This window comes from Lysobacter sp. SCRH-1R (assembly GCF_057747855.1).
Genome location: NZ_CM173227.1, coordinates 4,002,255 through 4,014,577, shown reverse-complemented (window position 1 = coordinate 4,014,577; position 12,323 = coordinate 4,002,255). Strand labels below are relative to the sequence as shown.

The following is a 12,323-nucleotide window of genomic DNA, read 5'->3' as shown; positions in this document are numbered from 1 at the left end:
TGCGACGAAGCGGCGCTTACTTCAGGTACTCGACGTCGAGCTTGTCGATCGTGCCGTTGTACGCGAACGGCTTGCGATCGAAGTACGCCTGCGACACCGGCGAATAGCTGTCGCGACCGACGTCGAAGGCATCGTTGGCGGTGAACGTCAGCGGCGCCGACCGCGGCACGCGGCCCTGCGCGACGGCCTTGCCGTTGACGCGAACTTCGACGTCGAGCGGCCCGGCGTGCTTCTCGTCCGCCTTGCGCGTTTCCACCTCGATCTTCACCTTGCCGGTGGGAAGCGGCGCGGACGACGCGAAGTTCGTGCGTTCGACCTCGAACAGGTTGTACTCGTAGTTCAACCTGCCTTCCTCGACCCACAGCGCGAGGCCGCCGGAGAACGCGCCCAGCGCGTACAGCACGCCCTTCGAATCGGGCTTCAGTTCGGTTTCGATCGTCACCAGGTTGCTGCGCGCGCCGAGCTTGGGCGCGGTGAACTCCGGCACCGCGAAGACTTCCTGCGTGTAGCTGAACTGCGTGGCCGGATTCGACGGTGCATCCTCGGGATGGAACACCGCCGACCACAGGCCGCCGCCAACCGGCCACACCTTGTTCGCCTTCGCCTGCGCATCGAACGACTGCTTCAGCGCAGCGACCTTGTCGGGATGCTGCGCCGCCACGTCCTTCGCCTGCGAATAGTCGGTGCGCAGGTCGTGCAGCTCCCATGCGTCCTTGTCGGGCGACCAGGTCATGATCGCCGGATCGACGCCCGCCTTCCACGGAATGCGCGGGCCGAACACCGAGGCGATCCACTCGTCCTCGTAGTAGGCGCGGCTGCCCATGATCTCGAAGTACTGGCCTTTCTTGCGTCCCGCCGCCTTCGGCGCGTCGAAGGTGTAGGCCATGCTCACGCCGTCCAGCGGGTCCTGGGTGATGCCGTCGACGAGCCTGGGCGGGGTGATGTCGAGCACGTCGTAGATCGTCGGCACGATGTCGTTGACGTGGTGGAACTGCGTGCGGGGCGTCTTGTCGGGCTTGATCGTGCCCGGCCACGACACCACCAGCGGCGTGCGCGTGCCGCCGAAATGCGCGGCGACCAGCTTGGTCGAGCGGTGCGGCGTCGAGCCGGCCCATGCCCAGCCGGCGTGGTACATGTTGTCGGCCTTCGGCGAGCCCAGCACCTCCATGCCGCCGAGTTCGTTCATCGCGCGGATGTGGTCGCTGATCTGCGTGGCGATGCCGTTCTGCGCGAGCAGTTCGCTGATCGTGCCGTTCTGGCCTTCCGCGCTGGAGCCGTTGTCGCCCCAGATGTAGAAGACCAGCGTGTTGTCGCGGACGCCCATCTCGTCCAGCGCATCGATGATGCGACCGGCCTGGTGGTCGGCATGCTCGGTGTAGCCGGCGAACACTTCCATCAGGCGGCGCTGGAAGGGCTTTTCGTCCTCGGGAATGTCCGACCACGCGGCGAGCGAGTCCGGACGCGGCGTCAGCTCGGTGTTCTTCGGGATCCAGCCGAGCTTCTTCTGCCGCGCGAACACGTCCTCGCGCATCTGGTCCCAGCCGGCGTCGAACTTGCCCTTGTAGCGGTCGGCCCATTCGTTGGCGACGTGGTGCGGCCCGTGCGCCGCGCCCGGCGCCCAGTACATGAAGAACGGCCGTTCCGGCGCGAGCGCGTGCACCTGCTTCATCCACGCCACGGCCTTGTCGGTCATGTCTTGCGTGAAGTGGTAGTTCTCCTTGCCGTGCGAGGGATCGATGCGCACGGTGTTCTCGACCACCGCCGGTTCCCACTGCGAGGACTCACCGGCGAGGAAGCCGTAGAAGTAATCGAAGCCGATGCCTTCGCCCGCCGGCCAGTCGGTGTACGGGCCGATCGCCGTGGTCTCGTTCGCCGGCGTGTTGTGCCACTTGCCGAACGCGGCGGTCGAATAGCCGTAATAGCCCAGCACCTTCGCCGCGGTGGCCGAGGTGCGCGGGATGCGGCCGGTGTAGCCGTCCCAGTCGTTGGCGAGTTCGGCGATCTGCCCGTTGCCGACGCGATGGTGGTTGCGACCGGTCAGCAGCGACGCGCGCGTGGGCGAACACATCGCGGCGTTGTGGAAGCGGTTGTACGACACGCCCTGCTTCGCCAGGCGGCTCAGGGTCGGCGTGTCGATGACGCCGCCGAACGTGCCGGGCAGTGCGGGCCCGACGTCGTCGAGCATGATCACCACGATGTTCGGCGCGTTCGCGGGCAGGTGCGGTTTCGCCGGCAGCGGACTGTAGGTGGACTGCGCGATGGTCGGCCCCGCCTTGCTGCCGGAAGGGTTGGGCGGGAACGGCAGCGATTCCTGCGCGAACGCCGGCGCGGCGAGCAGCATGGCGCCGATGGCGATGGCGAGATTGCGGACTTTCAAACGGCTTCGAATGGCGGGCATGCGAACCTCCGTCGGGACGCAGACCGGGGGCGTTCTGCGTTGGGTGTCCTTGCTCGGCCGGGCGGGATTCACGAGCGCGCGCTGCGGCCGGGAATGCATTCAAGCGGGGCTCAGCCTTCTCAACTTGGCGTGAAGGCGGGGTGAAGCGGTCGTGCACGGCCACCCCTCCCACTCTTGTGGCCCGGGCAAGCGAGGCGCACCGGGGTCTGCAAGGTTGGTTCGCGCGTCATCCCGGGTGCGGCCTTCGGCCTTACCCGGGCTACAAACGCGGAGGTGGATGTCGATGCACGAACGCGCGCGCATGCATCGCCGAACGCGCATTCAAACCGCCACGCCACCTCGCGCATCCCAGCCCACGTGGCATCGCCCGATGCCGTACAGTCGGCGCGGCCGACGGAGGATCGCCCATGCGGAAGGTGTTGGTGACGGTGCTGGTGCTGGTCGCGGCGGGAGCCGCCGCGGTGTTCTGGTGGACCCGGCCGGAGCGCGACAAGCCGCTCGATCCGCGCATGGCCTGCCACGTGGGGATCTACAGGCTCGATGACGGGCGCCTGGTCGACGTGGCGCCGGTCTCCGACGAAGGCCTGCGCTGGCGCACGATGGACGGGCGCACCGGCAGGGTGGTCCAGGACGCGGCCGGCAAGTGGAGCGGCACCGTCGGCTGGAGCGAGCGCCCCGACACGACGCAGGTCTCGCTGGGCAGCTGCGAAACGCCGGCGTTCGCCTTCGAAGGGCATCGCGGCACGAAGCTCGAATTCCCCGCCGTCGAAACGCGTTTCCAGGGCAATGACGAAACGCTCGCCGGCCGGCTGGTGATGCCGCCGGGCAAGGGGCCGGTGCCGATCGCGGTGATGGTGCACGGCTCCGAGCGCTACTCGGCGCGCACGTTCAACGCGTTCCAGCGCATCTTCCCGGCGCACGGCATCGGCGTGTTCGTGTACGACAAGCGCGGTACCGGCGACAGCACCGGGCGTTACAGCCAGGACTTCCACCTGCTCGCCGACGACGCCGCCGCCGCGCTGAAGGAAGCGCGCCGTCTGGCCGGAGCGCGTGCCGATCGCGTCGGCTACAGCGGCGGCAGCCAGGCGGGATGGATCGAGCCGCTGGCGGCGCAGCGCAGCGATCCGGACTTCGTCGCGGTGAGCTACGGCCTCGCCGACAGCCCGCTGGCCGAGGATCGCGACCAGGTGCAGCTCGACCTGATCGAAGCAGGCTTCAGCGGCGACGCGCTGGCGAAGGCGCGCGAAGTGACCGACGCGACCGGCGAGGTGATGGCGTCCGGCTTCAAGGACGGCTACGACCGCCTCGAGGCGCTGAAGGCGAAGTACGGCAAGGAGCCGTGGTGGGATGCGATGAAGGGCGAATACACGCGCGACCTGGTCACGCATTCGCCGATGATGCTGCGCCTGTTCGGCCCGATGCGCGAGGAGGGCACGACCTGGCGCCACGACCCGATGCCGCCGCTGCGCGCGATGAAGGTGCCGCTGCTGTGGCTCATCGCCGGCAGCGATGCCGAAGCGCCGCCGGAGGAGACGCGACGCCGGTTGCTGTCGGTGGCGCGGGTGAATCCGAACGTGGACGTGGTCGAGTTCCCGGGAACGGATCACGGGATCATCGAGTTCGAGACCGGGGCGGATGGCGAGCGCACCGGGCTGCGGTATGCGGACGGGTACTACGCGATGCTGGTGGACTGGATTCGCGACGGGGCGTTGAAGGATCGCGCCTATGGGAATGCGGAGCGGTTGGCGCCGAGGTGAGTTGGCGCTTCAGCGCTGCCGGGCACCCTCTCCCTCCGGGAGAGGGGTTGGAAGGCGCCGCTTGCGAACCACCGGTTCGCGCGTCTTCGAACGCCCGAACGGTATGCGTTCGGGCCGGACAGGGTCGGGGCGTGCGAGGTAACGATGCGGCGATGCATTTCATCGGCGTTGCCGAGCGGTGCACCTCACTCCCTGCAAGCAGGGGAGGGAGCTGTCACCTCCGCACCGGCAACCGCAGCACCACCTCCACCGGATCCCCATCCCCCGCACGCGTGCCCAGCTCGCCGCCGTGGCCCGTCGCGATCGCGCATGCGATCAGCAACCGCAACCCGAGGCCATCGCCCGCCGGCGCCACCTGCGGCTCGGTGAACAGCGTCTCGACGTTGCTGCCCGCGCGCAGCGCCGGGCTCAGTGGCCCGGTGAGCTGCACCCAGCCGTCGCTCATCGCGATGGTCGCCGACGGCTGCGTGCCGTTCGCCGCCGCGCCGTCGCGCGGCGCCGAGACCAGCCAGAAGAACGTCGACAGCAGGTTCGCCAGGCGCGACGCGTCGCCTTCGAGCAGCGCGTTCTCGGCGTCGTTCTCGTAACGCACCTCGACCGCGTCGGCGCCGAGGCCGCGGCTGGCCTCGACGATCAGCGCCAGGTCGATCGGTCCGCTGCGCGTGAGCAGCCGGCCCTGGTCGGCGCGCACCCAGTCGCCGATCTCGTCGATCATGCCGGTGAGCCGGCGCATCTGCCGATCGATCAGCTCGAACAGCTCGTCGCGTTCGTTCACGTCGTTGCCGCCGTGGCGCAGCAGGAACAGGGCGGACTGGATCGGTGCGAGCGGGCCGCGCAGGTCGTGCGCCCACTTGCTCATCCAGGACGGACTGGAACCGGTCATGGCGATGTGTCCTCCGCGAGCGGACGCAGTCCCTTGCTGCAGATGTCGGTGATGGCCTGGATGTCCGGCGGCTTCACCAGGTGATGGTCGAAGCCGGCCTGCAGCGTGCGCAGGCGATCCTCGGGCTGGCCCCAGCCGGTCACGGCGACGATCACCAGCGCGTCGCCGTGCGCGGTGCGCAGCGCACGGGCGACGTCGTAACCGCTGCGGCCGGGCATGCCGACGTCGAGGAACACGACCTCCGGCGTGAAGGACGCCACTTCGTCCTCCACCGCCTGCGGGTCGTACACGGCGCGCGTTTCGTGGCCGAGCAGGCGCACCATCATCGCCAACGTGTCGGCGGCGTCGTGGTTGTCGTCGACGACCAGCACGCGACGCGTCGCCGCGGTCGCTTCGGGCGCGGGTGCGGCTTCCTGCATGGCGGACACGGACGTTCCCGCGCACGGCAGCCGCACGCGGAACGTCGATCCGCGTCCGGGGCCGTCGCTGTGCACTTCCACGCGCCCGCCGTGCATCTGCGTCAGGCGCTGCACCAGCGTGAGCCCGATGCCGAGTCCGCCGCGCGAACGCTCCACGGTGGTGTCCACCTGGTGGAACATCTCGAACACGGTGTCCATCTGCTCGGGCGTGAGACCGATGCCCGAATCGCTGACCCACACCTGCACCTGGTCGCCGTCGAGCGCGGCGCCCAGTTCGATGCGGCCCTGCGCATCGGAATACTTCGCCGCGTTGTTGAGCAGGTTCGCGAACACCTGCGCCAGCCGCGCGTGGTCCGCTTCCAGCGGCACGGGGGTGTCGGGCAGTTGCAGGTGCAGCGTGTGGCCGCCGTCTTCGATCAGCGGTCGCGCGGTGTCGACCGCGGCGGCGATCACGTCCTGCAACACCGTGGGCGCCGGACGCAGGGTCAGCTTGCCGCGCGTGATGCGCGCGATGTCGAGCAGGTCCTCGATCATCCGCACCAGCAGCGACAGCTGGCGCTCCATCATCGCCAGCAGCGGATCGTGGTCGTCGGGTTCGCGCAGGCGGCGCACCGCGAGCGCGTTCTGCAACGGTGCCAGCGGGTTGCGAAGTTCGTGCGCGAGCGTGGCGAGGAACTCGTCCTTGCGCTGGTCGGCCTCGCGCAGGCGGCGTTCGGCGCGCGTGCGTTCCTTGTTCTCGGCGATCAGCTCGCGATTGCGCAGTTCCAGTTCCGCATTGGCGGCGCGCAGCGAGGCGTTCAGGCGTTCGAGTTCGCGCGCCTTCTCCGCCTGCAGTTCGCGATGCGCGGTCGCCAGGTTCGCGTTGAGCGCCTGCAGCTGGCGCCGCTTGCGGTGCAGCTCGGCGAGCACGGACACCTTGGTGCGCATGATCTCGGGGATCACCGGCACCATCACGTAGTCCACCGCGCCAAGCTTGTAGCCGCGCAGGCGGTCCAGGTCGGAGAGGTTCACCGCGGTGACGAAGATGATCGGCGTGTTCTCGAAGCGCGGATGCTGGTGGATCATCGTCGCCGTCTCGAAGCCGTCCATCACCGGCATGTTCACGTCGAGCAGGATGACGGCGTACTCGTCCTCCATCAGCAGCTTCAGCGCTTCCATGCCCGAGCGCGCGTCGACCAGCTCCTCGCCCAGCGGCTCCAGGATGGTGCGATAGGTCAACAGGCGCCCGGGCTGGTCGTCGACCAGCAGGATCTTGACCGGCGCGGCGGCCGTGGCCGCCGCGGCATCGTTCAACGTTGCAGCCATTGACGCAGGACTCCGAGCAGCTGGTCGGTGACGACCGGCTTGGCCAGGTAGTCGGAGGCACCGGCCTCCAGGCATTTTTCGCGATCGCCCTTCATCGCCTTGGCGGTGAGCGCGACGATCGGCAGCGTGCGACGATCGCCCAGCGCGCGGATCTCGCGCATCGTGTCGTAGCCGTCCATGCCGGGCATCATGATGTCCATCAGCACCAGGTCGAGTTGCGGCATCTCGCCGACCTTGCTGATCGCATCGCGGCCGTTGCCGGCGGTGTGCACGTGCATGCCGTGGCGTTCGAGCACGCTGGACAGCGCGAAGATGTTGCGCACGTCGTCGTCCACCACCAGCACGTTCTTGCCGCGCAGGCCGTCGTCGGATTCGTGCAGGCTGCGCACCATGCGCTGCTTGGCCGGTGGCAGGTTGCCGATCACGCGGTGCAGGAACAGCGCGGTCTCGTCGAGCAGGCGTTCGGGCGATTCCACGCCCTTGATCACCACGCTGCGCGCGACGCGGCGCAGGCGTTCGCTTTCATCCGCGCTGAGGTCCTTGCCGGTGAACACCACGATCGGCACGTGCTTGAGCGAATCCTCGGCCTGGATGCGGTCGATCAGCTCGAAGCCGGTCATGTCCGGCAGGCGCAGGTCGAGCACCGCGCAGTCGTACTCGCCTTCGAGCAGGTTGCGCAGCGCGTCCTCGCCGGAGCCGGCGGTGACGATCTCGACGTCGTCGTGGCGGAGCAGTTCGACGATGCTCATCTGCTCGTTGGCGTCGTCCTCCACCACCAGCAGGCGCTTCACGCGCGGCGTCGCGTAATCCTTGATGCGCTGCAACGCCTCGCCGATGGTCTCCGACGTGGACGGCTTGGCCAGGTACGAGAACGCGCCGCGCTCGATGCTGTGGTGGCGGCTTTCCTCCACCGTGACGATCTGCACCGGGATGTGGCGCGTGGATGCGTCCTGCTTCAGTCGTGCGAGCACGGTCCAGCCGAGCATGTCGGGCAGGAAGATGTCGAGCGTGATCGCCGTCGGCTTGTACTCGCGCACCAGGCGAAGCGCTTCGTCGCCGCGATTGGCATGCAGTACCTGGAAGCCGCGCGAACGGGCGAGGTCGCGCAGCACCGACGCGTAGTGCGCGTCGTCCTCGACGATCAGCAGCGTCGGCACGTCGGCCACCAGCGCGTGGCGGTCGTCCTCGAGGCGCTCCGTCGCGGGCATGTCGGCGGCGGCGACGTGCTCGGCCGGCACCGGCACTTCCACACGCACGCGGTTCGCGCTGCGGCCCGCCTCGGGCAGGGTGCGGTCCTGTCCGCTGCCGGGGTTGTTGCCCACGTAGTTGAGCGGCAGGTACAGCGTGAACGTACTGCCTTCGCCCTCCACGCTGTGCAGGCGCAGTTCGCCGCCGAGCAGGCCCGCGATCTCGCGGCTGATCGCCAGTCCGAGGCCGGTGCCGCCGTACTTGCGCGCGGTGCCCGCATCGGCCTGCTGGAACGCTTCGAACACGATGCGCTGCTTGTCCGGCGAGATGCCGATGCCGGTGTCGGTGACTTCGATGGCGACCACCACCGGCGCGCGCGACAGCACCGGGTGGTCCTCGCTCCAGCCGCGCGTGACCGGACGCGCGCTGAGCCGCACGCTGCCCTGTTCGGTGAACTTGAACGCGTTCGACAGCAGGTTCTTCAGGATCTGCTGCAGCCGCTTGGGGTCCGAGCGCAGCGTCGGGCCGAGGTCGCGGGTGAAATCCACGGCGAAATCGAGCTTGCGGCGTTCGGCTTCGTGGCGGAAACCGCGTTCCAGGTTCTCGCGCAGGTGCGCGAAGCTGATCGTCTCGATGTCGATGGTGACCGTGCCGGACTCGATCTTCGACAGGTCCAGGATGTCGCTGATCAGGTGCAGCAGGTCGGTGCCGGCGGCGTGGATGGTGCGGCCGAATTCGACCTGGCGCTCGCTGAGGTTGTCTTCCGGATTCTCCGCCAGCTGCTGGCTGAGGATCAGGATGCTGTTGAGCGGCGTGCGCAGCTCGTGCGACATGTTGGCGAGGAACTCGGACTTGTAGCGCGAGGTCTGCGCCAGCTCCGCCGCCTTTTCCTCCAGCGCGCGGCGCGCGTGTTCGATCTGCAGGTTCTTCTGTTCGACCTCCGCCTTCTGCGCGGCCAGCAGCGAGGCCTTGAGCGCGATTTCCTCGTTGGTCTGCTGCAGTTCGTTCTGCTGCGTCTGCAATTCGCCGGCCAGCTGCTGCGACTGCGACAGCAGGCGCTCGGTGCGCATCGTCGCCTCGATCGTGTTGAGCACGATGCCGATGCTGCCCGACAGCTGCTCCAGGAACGCGCGCTGCGACGGAGTGAACTCGTGCAGCGTCGCCAGTTCGATCACCGCCTTGACCTGGTCCTCGAACAGCACCGGCAGCACGATCACGCTGCGCGGCGCGGCTTCGATCAGGCCCGACTGGATGCGCACGCCGTGCGCGTCGTCGTCGCGTCGGATGTTCTCCAGCAGGATCAGCCGCGCCTCGGCCGCGCACTGGCCGACCAGGCCCTCGCCGAAGTCGAGCGTGCGGCTCGCCATCGGCGCGCTGTCGGCGTAGCCGGCGAGCTGGCGCAGGCGGCGCACCTCGCCGTCGGCGCCTTCGTCGACGATGTAGATCAGGCCCTGTTGCGCATCCACCAGCGGCGCGAGTTCCGACAGCAGCATCTGGCCGAGCGTGAGCAGGTCGCGCTGGCCCTGCATCATCGAGGAGAACTTGGCGAGGTTGGTCTTCAACCAGTCCTGCTCGCGGTTCGACTCGGTCGTCGCGCGCAGGTTGGCGATCATCGCGTTGATGTTGTCCTTCAGATCGGCCACTTCGCCGCGCACGTCCACCTGGATCGAACGCGTGAGGTCGCCCTGCGTCACCGCGGTGGCCACCTCGGCGATCGCGCGCACCTGGTTGGTCAGGTTCGCCGCGAGCTGGTTCACGTTGGCGGTGAGGTCCTTCCAGATGCCCGCCGTGCCCGGCACCTTCGCCTGGCCGCCCAGGCGCCCTTCCACGCCGACTTCGCGCGCCACGGTCGTCACCTGGTCGGCGAAGATCGCGAGCGTGTTGGTCATGTTGTTGATGGTGTCGGCCAGCTCGGCGACTTCGCCCTTGGCTTCCACCGTGAGCTTGCGGTGCAGGTCGCCGTTGGCCACCGCCGTCACCACCGCCGCGATGCCGCGCACCTGCGTGGTGAGGTTGGACGCCATCGAGTTGACGTTGTCAGTGAGGTCCTTCCACGTACCGGCCACGCCCGGCACGCGTGCCTGGCCGCCGAGCTTGCCTTCGGTGCCGACCTCGCGCGCCACGCGCGTCACCTCGGCGGCGAAGCCGTTGAGCTGGTCCACCATCGTGTTGATGGTTTCCTTCAGCTGGAGGATTTCGCCTTCCGCGTCCACCGCGATCTTGCGCGACAGGTCGCCCTTCGCCACCGACGTCGCCACTTCGGCGATGTTTCGCACCTGCGTGGTGAGGTTGGACGCCATTGAGTTGACGTTGTCGGTGAGGTCCTTCCAGGCGCCGGTCACGCCCGGCACCTGCGCCTGGCCGCCGAGCTTGCCTTCGGTACCCACTTCGCGCGCCACGCGCGTCACCTCGGCGGCGAAACCGTTGAGCTGGTCCACCATCGTGTTGATGGTCTCCTTCAGCTGGAGGATCTCGCCCTTCACGTCCACCGCGATCTTGCGCGACAGGTCGCCCTTCGCCACCGCGGTGGTGACTTCGGCGATGTTGCGCACCTGCGCGGTGAGGTTGGACGCCATCGAGTTGACGTTGTCGGTGAGGTCCTTCCACGTGCCCGCGACACCCGGCACCTGCGCCTGGCCGCCGAGCTTGCCATCGGTACCCACCTCGCGCGCCACGCGGGTCACTTCGGCGGCGAAGCCGTTGAGCTGGTCCACCATGGTGTTCATGGTGTCCTTCAGCTGCAGGATTTCGCCCTTCACGTCCACGGTGATCTTGCGCGAGAGGTCGCCCTTCGCCACGGCCGTGGTCACCTCGGCGATGTTGCGCACCTGCGAGGTGAGGTTGGACGCCATCGCGTTGACCGAGTCGGTCAGGTCCTTCCACGTACCGGCGACGCCCGGCACGACGGCCTGGCCGCCCAGGCGGCCTTCGGTGCCGACTTCGCGCGCCACGCGCGTCACTTCCGACGAGAAACCGTTGAGCTGGTCCACCATCGTGTTGATGGTGTCCTTCAGCTCCAGGATTTCGCCGCGCACGTCCACGGTGATCTTGCGCGAGAGATCGCCCTTCGCCACCGCCGTGGTCACCTCGGCGATGTTGCGCACCTGCAGCGTCAGGTTGGACGCCATCGAGTTCACGTGGTCGGTGAGGTCCTTCCACGTGCCGGCGACGTCGGGCACCTGCGCCTGGCCGCCGAGCTTGCCTTCGGTGCCCACCTCGCGCGCCACGCGCGTCACTTCGGAGGAGAAGCCGTTGAGCTGGTCCACCATCGTGTTGATGGTGTTCTTCAGTTCGAGGATTTCGCCGCGCACGTCCACGGTGATCTTGCGCGACAGGTCGCCCTTGGCCACGGCGGTGGTCACCTCGGCGATGTTTCGCACCTGCGAGGTGAGGTTGGACGCCATCGCGTTGACCGAGTCGGTCAGGTCCTTCCACGTGCCGGCGACGCCGGGCACGACGGCCTGGCCGCCCAGCCGGCCTTCGGTACCCACCTCGCGCGCCACGCGCGTCACTTCCGAGGCGAAGCCGCGCAGCTGGTCCACCATCGTGTTGATGGCTTCCTTGAGCTGGTGGATCTCGCCGCGCACGTCCACGGTGATCTTGCGCGAGAGGTCGCCGTTCGCCACCGCGATGGTCACGTCGGCGATGTTGCGCACCTGCGCGGTGAGGTTGGACGCCATCTGGTTGACCGAGTCGGTCAGGTCCTTCCACACGCCCGAAACGCCCTTCACCTTGGCCTGGCCGCCGAGGCGTCCGGCAGTGCCCACTTCGAGTGCGACGCGCGTCACTTCCGAGCTGAACTCGCCCATCTGCGCGATCATGCGGTTGACGATGTTCGCCGAGCGCAGGAACTCGCCCTTGAGCGGACGGCCGTCGGCTTCCAGCGGCACGGTGCGGGTGAGATCGCCCTTGGCGACGCCGGCCATCGCCTCGCTCATCGTCTCCACCGGACGGACGAGGTCGTCGATCAGCGCGTTGACCGAGTCCTCCATCTCCAGCCACTGGCCTTCGCGGTTGGCCGGCACGATGCGCTGGCGGGTCTGGCCTTCGCGGCCGACGGCTTCGCCCACGCGCGCCAGTTCGGCGGCGAGGCGGCGGTTGTGGTTGATGATCTCGTTGAGGATCTGCGCGAGCTGGCCTTCCTGTCCCTGCCAGTTGAGCGGCAGGCGCACCGAGAAGTCGCCGGCGCGCACCGCGTCCATCGCTTCGATGATCACGTCGAGCCGATCGCGTGGCGGATCGCGCAGGGGCTCGCGCAACGGCTCGGCCTGCGCGCGCCGTTTCGGTGCCGTCGCGACGGCCTTCGCTGGCGACGGCTTCGCCTTGCGCGCCGATGGCGAACGGCGCGATTTCGTTTCCGTGGTCACCCGAAC

Annotated in this window: 5 protein-coding genes; 1 reads left to right on the top strand and 4 read right to left on the bottom strand. The window is 68.4% G+C overall.

What is annotated here, in order from left to right; genetic code table 11:
- Window positions 1–16: 16 nt before the first annotated feature.
- Window positions 17–2,398: an arylsulfatase gene (locus AC3ANK_RS18295; protein ID WP_484171677.1), complete on the bottom strand. Its 2,382-nt coding sequence runs from the start codon at window positions 2,396–2,398 to the stop codon at window positions 17–19.
- 407 nt (window positions 2,399–2,805) lie between these two features.
- Here AC3ANK_RS18295 and AC3ANK_RS18290 point away from each other — a divergent pair, with 407 nt between their 5' ends.
- Entirely contained in the window at window positions 2,806–4,155 is a 1,350-nt protein-coding gene (locus tag AC3ANK_RS18290; protein WP_484171676.1) for an alpha/beta hydrolase family protein, read from the top strand.
- Window positions 4,156–4,369: 214 nt separating this feature from the next.
- Here the strand turns inward: AC3ANK_RS18290 and AC3ANK_RS18285 are convergent, their stop codons facing one another.
- From AC3ANK_RS18285 to AC3ANK_RS18275, 3 genes are read right to left on the bottom strand one after another with little or no spacing between them, the layout of a single operon-like run.
- Window positions 4,370–5,038: a sensor histidine kinase gene (locus AC3ANK_RS18285; RefSeq protein ID WP_484171675.1), complete on the bottom strand. Its 669-nt coding sequence runs from the start codon at window positions 5,036–5,038 to the stop codon at window positions 4,370–4,372.
- On the bottom strand, window positions 5,035–6,762 hold the full coding sequence (locus tag AC3ANK_RS18280) for a response regulator (protein WP_484171674.1): 1,728 nt from the start codon (window positions 6,760–6,762) through the stop codon (window positions 5,035–5,037). Before AC3ANK_RS18280 ends, AC3ANK_RS18285 begins: the two co-directional genes overlap by 4 nt.
- On the bottom strand, window positions 6,747–12,317 hold the full coding sequence (locus AC3ANK_RS18275) for a HAMP domain-containing protein (RefSeq protein WP_484171673.1): 5,571 nt from the start codon (window positions 12,315–12,317) through the stop codon (window positions 6,747–6,749). Before AC3ANK_RS18275 ends, AC3ANK_RS18280 begins: the two co-directional genes overlap by 16 nt.
- Between the last annotated feature and the right edge of the window lie 6 nt (window positions 12,318–12,323).